General features: G+C 50.3%; 10 protein-coding genes and 1 pseudogene. 8 read left to right on the top strand and 3 right to left on the bottom strand.

The window, feature by feature from the left end; translation table 11 throughout:
- Positions 1–135: 135 nt before the first annotated feature.
- Positions 136–1890 (top strand): gamma-glutamyltransferase, encoded by a 1755-nt coding sequence (ggt, locus tag VOA_RS00495; RefSeq protein WP_001104623.1) that lies wholly within the window; start codon positions 136–138, stop codon positions 1888–1890.
- A gap of 99 nt (positions 1891–1989) precedes the next feature.
- Here ggt and VOA_RS00500 read toward each other — a convergent pair whose 3' ends face one another.
- Both VOA_RS00500 and uvrD read right to left on the bottom strand, forming a co-directional pair.
- Positions 1990–3603, bottom strand: a complete 1614-nt coding sequence (locus tag VOA_RS00500) for a methyl-accepting chemotaxis protein (RefSeq protein WP_000778343.1) — start codon at positions 3601–3603, stop codon at positions 1990–1992.
- An 820-nt stretch (positions 3604–4423) separates the two neighbouring features.
- Entirely contained in the window at positions 4424–6595 is a 2172-nt protein-coding gene (gene uvrD / locus VOA_RS00505; protein ID WP_000566891.1) for a DNA helicase II, read from the bottom strand.
- 304 nt (positions 6596–6899) lie between these two features.
- Between uvrD and VOA_RS00510 the strand changes: the two genes are divergently transcribed.
- From VOA_RS00510 to VOA_RS00520, 4 genes are all read left to right on the top strand, one after another.
- Positions 6900–7160, top strand: a complete 261-nt coding sequence (locus tag VOA_RS00510; protein WP_000749486.1) for a BufA1 family periplasmic bufferin-type metallophore — start codon at positions 6900–6902, stop codon at positions 7158–7160.
- Positions 7161–7231: 71 nt separating this feature from the next.
- The gene (gene bufB / locus VOA_RS0118835; RefSeq protein WP_000378094.1) at positions 7232–8098 is read left to right on the top strand and encodes an MNIO family bufferin maturase; all 867 of its coding nucleotides are present in this window, start codon (positions 7232–7234) and stop codon (positions 8096–8098) included.
- Positions 8095–8862, top strand: a complete 768-nt coding sequence (locus VOA_RS00515; protein ID WP_000059859.1) for an HvfC/BufC N-terminal domain-containing protein — start codon at positions 8095–8097, stop codon at positions 8860–8862. The genes bufB and VOA_RS00515 overlap by 4 nt, the downstream gene beginning before the upstream one ends.
- Position 8863: 1 nt before the next feature.
- Positions 8864–9352 (top strand): DoxX family protein, encoded by a 489-nt coding sequence (locus tag VOA_RS00520; protein ID WP_000025816.1) that lies wholly within the window; start codon positions 8864–8866, stop codon positions 9350–9352.
- Positions 9353–9417: 65 nt separating this feature from the next.
- On the opposite strand, the gene prlC is transcribed toward VOA_RS00520, so the two are convergent.
- Positions 9418–11460, bottom strand: coding sequence for an oligopeptidase A (gene prlC, locus VOA_RS0118830; RefSeq protein WP_000070224.1), 2043 nt, complete (start codon positions 11458–11460; stop codon positions 9418–9420).
- A 278-nt stretch (positions 11461–11738) separates the two neighbouring features.
- On the opposite strand from prlC, the gene VOA_RS00525 reads away from it, so the two are divergent.
- From VOA_RS00525 to VOA_RS0118825, 3 genes and pseudogenes are all read left to right on the top strand, one after another.
- Positions 11739–12578, top strand: a complete 840-nt coding sequence (locus VOA_RS00525; protein ID WP_000954224.1) for a 23S rRNA (adenine(2030)-N(6))-methyltransferase RlmJ — start codon at positions 11739–11741, stop codon at positions 12576–12578.
- 105 nt (positions 12579–12683) lie between these two features.
- Complete coding sequence (gene gorA, locus VOA_RS00530) at positions 12684–14036, top strand: glutathione-disulfide reductase (protein ID WP_000190683.1); 1353 nt, start codon at positions 12684–12686, stop codon at positions 14034–14036.
- An 88-nt stretch (positions 14037–14124) separates the two neighbouring features.
- Positions 14125–14540: pseudogene (locus VOA_RS0118825) on the top strand (site-specific integrase); the annotation flags it as partial.

Raw genomic sequence — 14540 nt, 5'->3', positions numbered from 1 at the left:
AAGCACATCCATTCCAAGCCGTTCAATCCTGAGACATTGCTGCATAAATCACCGATTTAGCCAACAACTCACTAGAACCACTGTTTAACTTCCCGTTAACATAAACGACTCATGACAACCAAAATGGAGATGGGTATGAATTGGACTCATACACCCTTGGCGCTTCCTGCGCTGATTTTTGCCATTGCTGCACAAGCTGCACCCAATCAAACCACGGATTCGATTGCACCCGAACAAGCCACCGGCTTCGAGCACAAGCCGTTAGTCAAAGCCAAAAACTGGATGGTCACCGCCGCTAACCCACTGGCGAGCGAAGCGGGGGCTTCGATTTTACGCCAAGGCGGCAACGCGATAGATGCCATGGTGACAACACAACTGATGCTGGGCTTGGTTGAGCCGCAATCATCTGGTATTGGTGGCGGATCATTTTTGGTCTACTGGGATGCCAAGAAAAAAGCGCTTACCACTTTCGATGGTCGCGAAACCGCGCCACTCAACGCCACGCCTAAACTGTTTTTAGATAGTACAGGTCAGCCAATGAAATTCTACGATGCCGTGGTCGGCGGTCGCTCCGTTGGCACACCCGGCACGGTCAAACTGCTGTGGGAAACCCATCGTCAATACGGCAAGCTGGAATGGGCGCGCTTGATTGAACCTGTCGCCAAACTCGCCGAGCAAGGCTTTGAGGTGAGTCCTCGCCTTGCGGCACTTATTGCAGAAGATAAAGAGCGTTTAAGCCGTTTTCCTGCTACCAAAGCCTATTTCTTTGATGCACAAGGTGAACCACTCACAGCCGGCACCTTACTGAAAAACCCAGACTACGCTGCCACTCTCAAAGCCATTGCACAGCAAGGCGCGGCGGCTTTCTATCAAGGGGATATTGCCAAAGACATCATCGCCACGGTGCAAAATGCGCCGGGCAATCCCGGCGTGATCGATCAGCAAGATTTTGATACGTACCAAGTCAAACAGCGTGCGCCCGTATGCGCGGCTTATCAAAGCTATCAAGTCTGCGGCATGGGGTTACCCAGCTCAGGAGGCCTGACGGTGGGACAAATTCTGGCTCTCACCGAGCAGTACGATCTCAAAGGTTGGGGCGCACAGGATGTGAAATCATGGCAAGTGCTGGGGGATGCGTCACAGCTGGCATTTGCCGATCGCGGTTTGTACATGGCGGATCAAGATTATGTGCCCGTTCCAACTCAAGGCTTATTGGATAAAGCCTATCTGGCCGAGCGCGCTAAACTCATCCAACCCGGAAAAGCGCTGACCAGTGCGCCAGCAGGCAATCCGCCTTGGCATCATGCGCAGCTACGCAGCCCCGATCAGTCGATAGAACTGCCTTCCACCAGCCACTTTAATATTGTCGACCGTGAAGGCAATGTGGTGTCGTACACCACCTCGATCGAAAACGCGTTCGGCTCACGCTTGTTGGTGCGCGGCTTTTTGCTCAACAACGAACTGACCGATTTTTCGTTTGCCACGCAAAGTGAAGGTCGCCCGATTGCCAATCGTCTAGAGCCGGGCAAACGCCCACGCTCTTCGATGGCACCGACTATTGTCCTGCAGGATAACCAACCCTATCTGGCGATTGGTTCACCCGGTGGTAGCCGAATTATTGGCTATGTCGCTCAAGCGATCATTGCTCACACCCAATGGGGCATGGACATTCAAGCCGCGATCAATCAACCGCATGTGCTAAATCGTTTTGGCGAAACCGAGCTCGAACAAGGCACCTCCGCCGAGCAGTTCAAGCTGGCGCTAGAAAGCTTAGGGGCAAAGGTCGGGATCAAAGAGCTCAACTCTGGCCTGCACGCCATCCGGATTACTGCACAAGGTCTTGAAGGAGCAGCCGACCCTCGCCGTGAAGGCATCGCCATCGGCGAGTAACCCAAACCTCAGGCGACACATTGAGATCTTAATAGATGTCATCGTTATGGCTCAAACCGCCAATATAATAAGGGCTTGCCTATGGCAAGCCCTTGATGTTTAACGCAGCTTAAATTTTCCAATTAAGCTTTCAAGTTCTTGAACTCGACCACCGAGCCCTCTGACACTGTCAGAACTTTGGTTAGCCAGTTGCAGCGTTTGTTCAGAAATATCACTGATCGAGGTGATATCTGCCGCGATTTCCTTCGTTACGGCCGTTTGCTCTTCCGCCGCCGTAGCGATCGAATTGACCATGCTCTGAACATTGCCAGCCCCTGTAACAATGCTTTCCAATACCGTTACGGCTCCGCTACTTTGCTCCACACCGATATCCACTAAACGGCAGCTATCTTGCGTTGCCACCACCGCTTCTTGAGTACCAGACTGGATCGCTTGAATAATCCCTGCCACCTCTTGCGTGGCTTTTGTGGTCCGTTCAGCCAGCGCACGAACCTCATCGGCGACCACCGCAAAACCGCGTCCAGCATCCCCCGCTCGCGCAGCTTCAATCGCAGCATTCAGTGCCAACAAATTGGTTTGCTCTGCGATGCCTTCGATAACACGAATCACACTGCCAATCTGCTCACTGTGCGAACCCAGTTCATTCATCTGCAGCGACATATCATTCATCTGCTGTGACACTCGCTGTACGCTCTGCACCATTTCGAGGATCACTTTGCGCCCTTGTTCGGCAGAAGCTTCCGAGCTGCGAGCCTCCGCATAAGTCGCTGAACCTTGTTGAGCCACTTCCGAAATGGTTAAGCTTAACTCTTCTGCGGCTGTTGCAATCAGGTTGGCTTTATCCGCTTGAGCCGATGCTCCAGCCACAATCTCCGAGCTGACCGAAGTCAAATCATTGGTCACTTGTTTAACTTGATTAGACACACCAGAGATCGAACCAATCAGTGCCACTAATGACTGCTGCATACGATTAACGGAGCTAGCCAAATTTGCCAGTTCATCGCCAGAGTGGTCTTGGATCATCTGCTGAGACAGATCACCCTCTGCCACACCTTGCGCCATCACATTCAATTTAGACAAACGCACAACGATCGACTGAGCCAACAAATAAGCGACAACGCAGGTTAGTAGGGCAGCAATGCCTGACAGCAGCATGATGGTATTTTCAATGCTGACGAAAGATGAAGTGAGGCTCATCAGTGCTTTACCAGCTTCGTCTTGTTCATTCTGTGAAGCTTCATCGAGCTGAGACTCAATTTGCACTAAATGCTGCTCAAACAGCTGGTGCAATCGCTGCGTATTCTGCGCAATATTCGCTTCGCCAAGATGAGAGAAAATATCGCGCTCGACACCTGCAGTAAATTGCGCCATGTGTTCGCGGATCTGCTCTAAACGGCGATAATCACTGCTACCTGCGGTTTCTAATCCAAAAGTAGTTTGCAGCGCCTGCGCAAACTCTTGTTTGTTTTGCGCATAGTTTTGCGTGGCATTATCAACATTCACAATCGCATTCAAAGCATCACGATAAATATCACCCGCTTCATCGATCAAAATAAGATAAGAGACTAATTCAGGTACATCATCCTTGTGTATTTCAGTTGCCACCTTGTGCGACTGAGAGACCTCTGACCATATGACACTCGCCATCACCAATAATATGGCGAGCACGCAGCCGAAACCGACATACAATTTTTTACTCACGGATAATTTCACACGTCACCTTACCTTTCTAAAATTCAACTTACCAATATCGGCACTCAAGGCGAATGCTTGAGCCAACCCAACGAGCAAACTTCGAATAACCGCCAATTAATAGCAAAAAACTCAATAAGCAGTTATGGGGATTATAGCTCGCATTGGTGTAAGAGATGTCTCACAAATGAGTAGGAAAAACTCTTTTTCCTGTGTACAACAATGCCAACAAACAAACCTAATCAATTGATTATTATTAAAAAAACAACAAAGCAACAAATGAGAGCATAAAGAAATCGATTTCATTTGCTTGTTCAGAAAACTCATCTGAGTAAGATGAATCTCGTTGGAAGGATACTGACACGGAACAGGAAAGCACCACGGATTGGTGATCTTCAGGAAGAAGAGTCGGACATTCAGGATGAGTGCTCGGCAAGGAAAGCGAAACAGGACATTGAACGGACGCAATCGTTGCTAGGATGGTAACGACAAGGATGGGAAATGGACACCTCTGGACGAGGCACGGACTGAACATCAGGATGATGACAGGGACACCGCTCAGGGAACAAGTGATGTGAACTCACGAGGATTGTGAGTGTAATGGATGACACAGGACACCGCTAGGAAGGCGATGCAAGGATTGAGCTGACGGATTGCAGCGTACTATCAAGGATTTGATGCATGGAGCACCTTTAGTAGCGGGAATGCTGCGAGTAAGACTCTAACCCCGGTGGGCTTGCCCCCGGGGTTTTCTTTTATGGTCGTTTTTATAGAGCGACAAGAGAAACAGCCAAGACATTGCCTCTTGCAAAGAGGCAATCAATCCCCGCCATAAAGCCGCTTACACTTTCTCCAATCTCGCGTAAGCCGTCACTAACCACTTAATGCCTTCGCCATTAAATGCGACTTGCACTCGGCTTTGTGGACCACTGCCTTCAAAGTTAATGATGGTGCCTTCGCCAAATTTCGGGTGACGCACTCGTGACCCCAAACTAAACCCCGTTTCGTTAAAACTCTCTTTAACTACCGTTTGGCTAAAGCGTCCCGTACTGGTTGGGCGGCTGACTTGTGCTTTCATACGCACTTCGTCTAAGCAGCCTTCCGGCAGTTCACGAATAAAACGTGAGGGTTTGTGATACTTATCTTGCCCGTACAAACGACGCATCTCCGCGTAGGTGATGTAGAGCTTTTGCATCGCACGCGTCATGCCGACATAACACAGGCGGCGCTCTTCTTCGAGACGCCCCGCCTCTTCGGCAGACATTTGGCTAGGGAACATCCCCTCTTCTACACCCACCATAAACACTTGAGGGAATTCCAACCCTTTAGCACTGTGCAAGGTCATCAGCTGTACCGCATCATCATGCTCATCGGCTTGACCTTCACCGGCTTCCAGTGCCGCATGGGTCAAAAACGCGGTCAGCATGGTCATATCCTGCGCTTCTTCTGGCTTTTCAAACTGGCGCGTCGCCGTGACCAGCTCTTCCAAGTTTTCAATCCGCGCTTTGGATTTTTCGCCTTTCTCCTGCTGATACATCTCCAGCAAACCAGAGGTTTTTACTGCGTGGTCCGTGAGCACATGCAGTGGCATGTCGATACCTTCCTCTTCCAAGGCATTGATCAGCTCAACAAAGCGACTCAACGCGCCCGCAGCACGCCCGGTAAGCACTTGGTCATTGAGCAGACCGATACTGGCATCCCACAAGGTGCAACCGCGATCACGCGCGGCAAAACGTATCGTCTCTAACGTCTTATCACCCAAACCGCGTGGCGGCGTATTGATTACCCGCTCAAATGCAGTGTCGTCATTGCGGTTATTAATCAAACGCAGATAACTGAGCGCATCTTTGATCTCTTGGCGCTCGAAAAAGCGCATCCCGCCATAAATGCGGTACGCCAAACTCGCTTGCAATAACGCCTCTTCCAGTACCCGTGACTGGGCGTTGTTGCGATACAAAATCGCGCAATCGGTGAGTGTGCCGCCTTGCTCCTGCCAACCTTTGATTTTGCTGACCACAAAGCGCGCTTCATCGAGCTCGTTATACGCCGAGTACACCGAAATAGGTTCGCCAACCAAACCGTCAGTCCACAACTGTTTGCCCATTCGCTCGCTGTTATTGGCGATCAGTGTGTTTGAGGCTTCCAAAATGGTTTTGGTGGAGCGGTAGTTTTGCTCCAGTCGAATGGTATTCACGCTCGGGAATTCAAGGGTAAATTTCTCGATGTTTTCTATTCGAGCACCACGCCAGCCGTAAATAGACTGGTCATCATCACCCACGATCATTACGTTCGACTGGGCGCCCGCCATCATGCGTAGCCACGCGTACTGAATCGCGTTGGTATCTTGAAATTCATCGACCAAAATGTGCTTAAAGCGAGCTTGATAATGCTCACGAATATGCTGGTTACCACGTAGTAGCTCTAGGGTGCGCAGCAAAATCTCGGCGAAATCAACCAAGCCGGCGCGATCGCACGCTTCTTGGTAAGCGGTGTAGAGCTTGAGGTAAGTTTGAGTGACCGGATCAAAGGCGTTGATGTGCGCTGGGCGCAATCCTTCATCTTTTTGATTGTTGATCCACCACGCGACTTGCCGTGCTGGCCACTGTTTGTCATCCAGATTATGTGCTTTGATGAGGCGTTTGAGCAGGCGCTGCTGATCGTCACTGTCGATGATCTGAAAATCTTCCAGCAGTTTAGCGTCGAGATAATGGGCGCGCAGAATGCGGTGGCAAATACCGTGAAAAGTACCACACCACATGCCAGAAGCGGTGCCATGCATCAGCTCTTCAATTCGGCCGCGCATTTCTGCCGCCGCTTTGTTGGTAAAGGTTACCGCCATCACCGAAAACGGCGAGGCTTCTTCCACCGACATCAGCCACGCAATCCGGTGCACCAGCACGCGGGTTTTACCACTGCCGGCACCGGCCAAAATCAGCAAGTTTTCCAGTGGCGCTGCCACCGCTTCGCGTTGTTTATCGTTGAGACCGTCGAGCAATAGAGAGGGATCGATCATGACTTCGCCACTGGTTATTTATACATAATGGCGGCGATTATAACCCTAAAACTGGTGAGACCCAAGCAAGGGAAACAACACTCAAGATCCCTATCTAAGGCGCAACGGGCAATCCATCAAAATCAGCCCTTCGAAAAAAATTCAAACTATTTTTCGATGCAAACCATATTGTTACTCTTTCCATTGCTTATTTTTAAAGCAAATAGTGAAAGGTTTTTCATCTCGCCCCGCTCCTTTTGTCTAAGCAAGCCATGTTAATGACTTGTGAAAACAATGACCAAGGAACTGTCTTGAGGAACACATCATGAAAAAATCTAACCTAGCTGTTACTGCTGCAATCACTGGCCTACTCGCTATGGGAGGCACTTTACTGACCGCCACCGCCGCTTCTGCTGCTGACAATGAAAAATGTTATGGAGTCGCTAAAGCGGGGAAAAATGACTGCGCCACCAAAACCGGGTCTTGTGCAGGTACCGCCAAAATGGATAACCAAAAAGATGCTTTTGTGGTGTTACCCAAAGGCGTCTGTGACAAGTTAGCTGGCGGCAGCACCATGTCACATTAACGGTTGAGTGCGCAGCCTTGGCTGCGCACCACTTTCAATGGTGATGTTGATCGCGTAACAAGGATGGCTCCATGGATTCAAACTCAGTCCACCCTCATGTTGGCGTGGGGTTACGCAGCCCACATTTTGCGTACTTTCAGCAGCAGAACACGGATCTAACTTGGCTGGAAATCCACAGCGAAAATTATTTTTCACCCTACTCTCCAGCAAGAACTGATCTGCTCTCATTGCGGGAGCGGTATGCGTTGAGCTGTCACGGCATTGGCCTCTCACTAGGCTCGGTTGAAGCCGTCAACCGCACGCATCTTGCCCAACTCAAAGCTCTCGTTGATGAGATTGAACCGATGTTCGTTTCCGATCACCTTAGTTGGAGTGCGCAAGGTGGACGCTACTTCAATGACTTACTGCCTTTGCCCTATACCGAAGAAGCACTAGAGGTTTTTTGCCGTAATCTTGATCAGGTGCAACTGGCTCTCAAGCGCCCGCTGCTGATCGAAAATCCCTCCAGTTATCTGCGTTTTGAACACTCCACTATTCCGGAATGGGAATTTCTCTCTACCGTTCAACAGCGCACAGGCTGTCGGCTGCTGCTCGATCTCAATAACGTGCAAGTATCTGCGTTTAATCACGGCTTTGATGTGCACACTTATCTCAACGCTATTCCAGCTTGCGCGGTGGATGAAATTCATCTGGCAGGCTACAGCGTGAAATCTCTCCCTGACGGGGAGATCTGGATTGATACTCACAGTCGGCCCGTCAGCGATGAACTGTGGCAACTTTTTGAACAGTGGACCCAACTGCATGGCAGCCGCCACACGCTGATTGAGTGGGATCTTGATATTCCAAGCCCTTCGGTGTTGCTCGCCCAAGCGCAGCGCGCCGCACAGAGCCTAAATCGGATCAACGCCAACCCCTCTCATGTAAGGAGAATGTCATGAGCCTGACGCTAGCTCAATTACAGACTCAATTTGCTCATGGCCTGAACTATCAAGTCGGGGGAGAAGCGTGCGCCATCATCGCGGATGGGCGAGATCCCACGGATCGACTCCAGATTTATCGTAACAATCGTGTGATCAGCCTCAGTGAAGTGATAGCAGCTACCTACCCTCTGCTACTTGAGATCTTGGGAGAAGAGTGCTTTGCCGCACTGGCGCGCGAATATGTGCTCACTCACCCTTTAACCAATCCGGATGTCAGTCACTATGGAGAGCGGTTTGACGCCCTGATTGAACGTGCCACTCAAGTCACCACGATTGTCCCTTACGCAACGGCGTTGGCGCGTTTTGAATGGACGCTCGATCGCGTCCAACAAGCCTATGCGTGCGAACCTCGCCCACAATGGACACCACTAGAGTCACTAAGCACAGTGGCGGCAGAGCAACACGCCGAGGTGGTACTTCATCTATTGCCTTGGGTGCACGCCTTCGACTCTGCCTATGCTCTGTTTGATTTACAGCGTGCGCTGCATAGCAACGATGTTAGCCAAATCACGCTGCATCAAGCGCAAATGGGTGTTATCGCGTGTGATAGCGAAGGGTATCCTTGGACGCTACCACTCCAACCCCATGCTTACCAACTACTACTCGCGATTGAACAACAGACGCCTCTTGGCGATATTCCGCCCGATACACTCGCAGCACTCCCCTCTTTGCTGCCACTGGAAATTCTGGCGGGCTTCACCCTTGCGTCACAAGGAGCTTAATATGTCGATTCTTTCTCGCTTAATCCAAGGCTATTACTCACTCTGTCACATTTTACAGCGCGATGTCGCCAACCTGCTGCTGCTCATGTGTCGATTCTGGGTTGGATGGGTTTTCTGGCAATCGGGTTGGATTAAAATATCCAGTTGGGACAGCACCTTATATCTGTTTGAACTGGAATACCAAGTGCCACTCTTGCCTTGGCAATGGGCGGCCTACTTCGGCACCGCCGCAGAATTAGGACTGCCCTTGCTGCTCATCCCTGGTTTGCTCGGACGTTTAAGCGCCTTTGCACTGTTTGCCGTCAATGCCATTGCGGTGATCTCCTATCCTGTGCTTTGGGAACAAGGTTTTACCGATCACCAATTGTGGGGAATGATGCTGCTGACCGTGATGGTTTGGGGATCTGGCCGATATTCTCTCGATCACTGGCTTAAACACCACTGGCACACCATCAGACAGATCCACCAGCAGCTTGATTTACCCCATTAACAGGATATGAGGGATGTAAAAAACCCCGCACAGAAGTGCGGGGTTATGCAGATCAAGGTTCAAATTTAAGCGGCGATTCCGGCATGACGCAGCAAAGCATCAATTTGTGGTTCGCGACCACGGAAGCGCTTAAACAGTTCCATTGGCTCTTCGCTGCCACCCATTTCAAGGATGTTGGTAAGGAAGCTTAGCCCTGTTTCGTGGTTGAAGATGCCTTCTTCTTCAAAGCGTGAGAACGCATCCGCCGAAAGTACTTCTGCCCACAGGTAGCTGTAGTAACCCGCGCTGTAGCCACCAGCAAAAATATGGCTAAAGCTGTGCGAGAAGCGGTTCCACTCCAAGCCTGGCAGCACCGCCACTTTCTTTTTCACTTCCGCCAAGGTTTCCAGCACTTTTGGCCCCACTTCTGGGTCGTAAGTGGTGTGTAAAGTGAAGTCGAACAACCCGAACTCCAACTGGCGCAGAATAAACATCGCCGATTGGAAGTTTTTCGCCGCCAGCATTTTATCCAGCATGGCTTTCGGCAGAGGTTCGCCGGTTTGGTAATGGCCGGAAATAAACGCCAGCGCCTCTTCTTGCCAGCACCAGTTCTCCAAGAATTGGCTTGGCAGCTCCACCGCATCCCAAGGCACACCATTGATGCCTGATACCGCGCCCACTTCCACTTGGGTCAGCATATGGTGAATGCCGTGGCCAAATTCGTGGAACAGAGTGGTCACCTCATCGTGAGTAAACAATGCAGGCTTATCGCCGACTGGGCGGTTGAAGTTACACGTCAGGTAAGCCACTGGCGTTTGCAGTGCGCCATTGTCGGTAGTGCGACGCACACGACACTCATCCATCCACGCGCCACCGCGTTTGTGTTCACGCGCATACAGATCGAGATAGAAGCTGCCACGCAGCGTGCCTTTTTCATCAAAAATATCAAAAAAGCGCACTGACTCATGCCATACATCCACCCCTTGGCGCTCTTTCACTTGCATGCCAAACAAGCGGCTTAGCACTTCAAACAGACCATTCACCACTTTTTGTTCAGGGAAGTATGGGCGCAGCTCTTCATCGGAGATGTCAAACAGATGCTGCTTTTGTTTTTCGCTGTAGTAAGCAATATCCCACAGCTCAAGCTGCTTCACGCCACATTCACTTTCCGCAAATTGGCGCAGCTCTTCGACTTCACGCTCACCTTGCAGTTTGGCTTTGCTCGCTAAATCATTTAAGAAACCAAGCACTTGATCGGTGGTTTCGGCCATTTTGGTCGCCAGCGATTTTTCGCTGTACGTGTTAAAGCCGAGCATACGCGCGATTTCATGGCGCAGTTTGAGCTGCTCAGCAATGATTTCGCTGTTATCCCACTTACCCGCATTCGGGCCGCGATCCGAAGCGCGCGTCACGTACGCTTCATACACTTCTTTGCGCAGCGCTTGGTTATCACAGTAAGTCATCACCGGTAGGTAAGATGGAATGTCTAAGGTCAGCAGATAACCCTCTAAACCTTTGGCTTCGGCTGCCGCTTCTGCCGCCGCTAACGCAGACTCCGGCATACCCGCCAGTTCGTTCACGTCCGTAATGTGCTTGCTCCACCCCATGGTGGCATCCAACACGTTGTTGGAGAACTTAGAGCCCAGCTCAGACATACGCTTACTGATTTCGCCATAGCGCTTTTGCTCTTGCAGTGGCAAGCCGATGCCTGACAATTCAAAATCACGCAGACTGTCGCTGATGGTTTTTTGCTGCGCGCGCGTTAATGCCGCAAAGCCTTCGCTCTCTTTTAAGGTTTTGTACGCTTCAAACAAGCCCTTGTGCTGACCAACCCAAGTACCATATTCAGAAAGCAGTGGCAGGCAGCTTTCATACGCTTCACGCAGTTCATCACTGTTCATGACGGAATTCATGTGGCTGACTGGGGACCAGATGCGGCTTAGGCGATCATCCACCGCTTCAATCGGCGCAATCACGGTTTCCCAACTCGGTTGTGGGTTATCGGCCAGAACCTGATCTATGGTGTGGCGACAATCCGCTATCGCCTGTTCAACCGCTGGCTTTACGTGCTCCGGTTTAATCGCAGAAAACGGTGGCAGATCCGTAAAGGTAAGAAGTGGGTTTGACATAAAAAGATTCCTTTTCATCATAGAGACAGGCCGAATTTTGACCTGGGAGTTATGCTAGTAAATATAGGTAGCAGAATGATTTTTCAATAGGAGGCGGTAGGAAAAGCGTTGCAAAATACGACTCCGTCGCGCCTTTCGCTACACAAAAAACCGCGGCTTTACGCTGCGCTCTGCGCCCTAAATCGGTATATAATCAAGCCAATATTTTTATTTCTATTACTAGCGGCAGGCTGAACGGCCTCTAGTACAGCGCCCCTTGAAGGGTTTGAGAGTCTATTTTGTTAAGTTACCGACACAGTTTCCATGCGGGCAACCATGCGGATGTGCTAAAGCATATCGTGCAGAGCCTGATCCTGAATTCTTTGCAACAAAAAGAGAAACCTTTTGTCTACCATGATACTCACTCTGGTGTGGGTCGTTACGATCTGACTCATGAATGGTCAGAAAAAACGGGCGAATACAAACAAGGGATTGCAAGAGTCTGGCAACAAGACAATATTCCGGCGGAGCTTAATAGCTATCTGGATGCGATTCGCCAGCTCAATCAAGGAGAGACTCTGCGTTACTACCCAGGTTCACCCCGTGTGGCACGCGCCCATCTGCGTGAGCAGGATCGCATGGTGCTGACCGAACTCCACCCAAGCGATTACCCATTGCTGGAGCAAGAGTTCCACCGCGATCGCCAAGTCTCTATCTATAAAGAAGATGGCTTCGCGCGCCTGAAAGCCAGTTTGCCGCCGCAAGAGCGCCGCGGCTTAGTGCTGATTGACCCGCCTTATGAGCTCGCCAAAGAGTATCGCGACGTAGTACAAGCGATCGCTCAGAGTTACAAACGCTGGGCAACCGGCATCTATGCGATTTGGTATCCGGTGGTCAATCGCTGCGATATTGATGACATGTTAGAAGGCTTACAAGGTTTAGGCATTCGCAAAATCTTACAAATTGAATTGGGTGTTTCCCCTGACACCAACGAACGCGGCATGACCGCTTCCGGCATGATTGTGGTGAACCCGCCGTGGACGCTGGAAAGCCAGATGCAGACCATTCTGCCTTTCCTCAAACAGGCGATTGCCCCTGCAACGGGACATTACAAAGTTGAATGGGTCGTGCCTGAATAATCGGCTTTTTCATCAAGGCAGGTGGATTGTGACGCACTTGCCCTGATATAAGGAATACAAGAAAAGAGCGAAGAGCATCTTCGCCAGACATAATTGGAGAAAGTAATGGCAACACATTTTGACTACCTGTGTATTGGTGGCGGCAGCGGCGGTATCGCTTCAGCCAACCGCGCGGCGATGTATGGCGCGAAAGTCGCTCTCATCGAAGCCAAAGATCTCGGCGGTACTTGTGTCAACGTTGGCTGCGTACCGAAAAAGGTGATGTGGCACGGCGCGCAAATCGCAGAAGCGATGCACCTTTATGCGGAAGATTACGGCTTCGATATCGATGTGAAGAACTTCAACTGGGCAAAACTGATTGAAAGCCGCCAAGCCTACATTGGCCGCATTCATCAATCTTACGATCGTGTTCTGGGCAACAATAAAGTTCACGTTATTAAGGGCTTCGCTAAGTTTGTCGATGCGAAAACCGTTGAAGTGAACGGCGAACTGTACACCGCTGACCACATTCTGATTGCCGTAGGTGGCCGCCCAAGCATTCCAAATATTCCAGGCGCAGAATACGGCATCGACTCGAACGGCTTTTTTGAGCTGAGCGAGCAGCCAAAACGCGTTGCGGTGATCGGCGCTGGCTATATCGCAGTAGAAATTGCCGGCGTGCTGAATGCGCTAGGTACAGAAACTCACCTGTTCTGCCGCAAAGAGTCACCACTGCGTAGCTTCGACCCCATGATCATCGAAACCTTAGTGGAAGTGATGAACAACGAAGGGCCACAACTGCACACCCATAGCGTGCCAAAACAAGTGGTGAAAGAAGCCGATGGTAGCCTGACGCTGCATCTGGAAAATGGTCAGACGTACAACGTCGATACCCTGATTTGGGCCATCGGTCGTCACCCAGCCACCGATGCCATCAACCTTGCGGCAACGGGCGTTGCTACGAATGAGCAAGGCTACATCAAGGTCGATGAGTTCCAAAACACCAACATCGCAGGCATTTACTGTGTCGGTGACATCATGGAAGGCGGAATTGAACTGACTCCGGTTGCGGTAAAAGCGGGACGTCAACTTTCTGAGCGCCTGTTTAATAACAAACTGAACGCCAAGATGGATTACCAGTTGGTTCCAACCGTGGTGTTTAGCCACCCACCGATCGGCACCATTGGTCTGACTGAGCCACAAGCGATTGCTCAGTACGGTGCAGAGAACGTGAAAGTGTACAAATCCAGCTTCACCGCTATGTACACCGCCGTCACCTCTCACCGTCAGCCATGCAAAATGAAGCTGGTTTGCGCTGGCCCAGAAGAGACCGTGGTTGGTCTACACGGCATCGGTTTTGCGGTTGATGAAATGATCCAAGGTTTTGGTGTCGCGATAAAAATGGGCGCAACCAAAGCCGATTTCGATTCCGTGGTCGCAATTCACCCAACGGGTTCAGAAGAATTTGTTACCATGTAGATCGGTATCTGGAAAATCCACCCTGTAGATTTGTAAACTCTGGAAAACATACTAGCCTCTACGTATATCAAATACATTGGAGGCTGGTATGGTTACTGTCATAAATTCGAAAAATTTTGATGTTCCCCGAATCTATCCGCCATCAAGCAAATCGAAATCCATTCAATTAAGTGGATTTCCTACCTTTTACTCTAAAGACAACGAATACCTGCTACCGGTGAACCTTTGGCTCAATTACTTGGTGAATATTCGAAAAGCAGTCGATGTAACAGTGAGTGTTCGCGCTCTTAAGAGATATTGGCAGTTCTTAGAAACAAATAATTATTCCTGGGATAATTTTCCAGCAAACGACTATCTAAAACCCACCTATCGATTCAGAAATGATGACCTGTTAAAAGCAGCTAGAAGCGGTGAGATCGCTTTTTCGACAGCATCTATGTACATTCTTCATGTGGGGGAGTTCTATGAATGGGCAGCTCATGAAATATTTATCATCTTCACGAC

This window comes from Vibrio sp. RC586 (assembly GCF_000176715.1).
Taxonomy (GTDB): Bacteria; Pseudomonadota; Gammaproteobacteria; order Enterobacterales; family Vibrionaceae; genus Vibrio.
The sequence above is the reverse complement of the archived record's forward strand: the minus strand, read 5'-3'. Positions and strand labels throughout refer to the sequence as shown.

Bases quoted from the DNA above. Each gene is read 5' to 3' on its own strand.
- ggt (WP_001104623.1), top strand. From the start codon at position 136: ATGAATTGGACTCATACACCCTTGGCGCTTCCTGCGCTGATTTTTGCC.
- uvrD (WP_000566891.1), bottom strand. From the start codon at position 6,595: ATGATCGATCCCTCTCTATTGCTCGACGGTCTCAACGATAAACAACGC.
- VOA_RS00510 (WP_000749486.1), top strand. From the start codon at position 6,900: ATGAAAAAATCTAACCTAGCTGTTACTGCTGCAATCACTGGCCTACTC.
- bufB (WP_000378094.1), top strand. From the start codon at position 7,232: ATGGATTCAAACTCAGTCCACCCTCATGTTGGCGTGGGGTTACGCAGC.
- VOA_RS00515 (WP_000059859.1), top strand. From the start codon at position 8,095: ATGAGCCTGACGCTAGCTCAATTACAGACTCAATTTGCTCATGGCCTG.
- VOA_RS00520 (WP_000025816.1), top strand. From the start codon at position 8,864: ATGTCGATTCTTTCTCGCTTAATCCAAGGCTATTACTCACTCTGTCAC.
- prlC (WP_000070224.1), bottom strand. From the start codon at position 11,460: ATGTCAAACCCACTTCTTACCTTTACGGATCTGCCACCGTTTTCTGCG.
- gorA (WP_000190683.1), top strand. From the start codon at position 12,684: ATGGCAACACATTTTGACTACCTGTGTATTGGTGGCGGCAGCGGCGGT.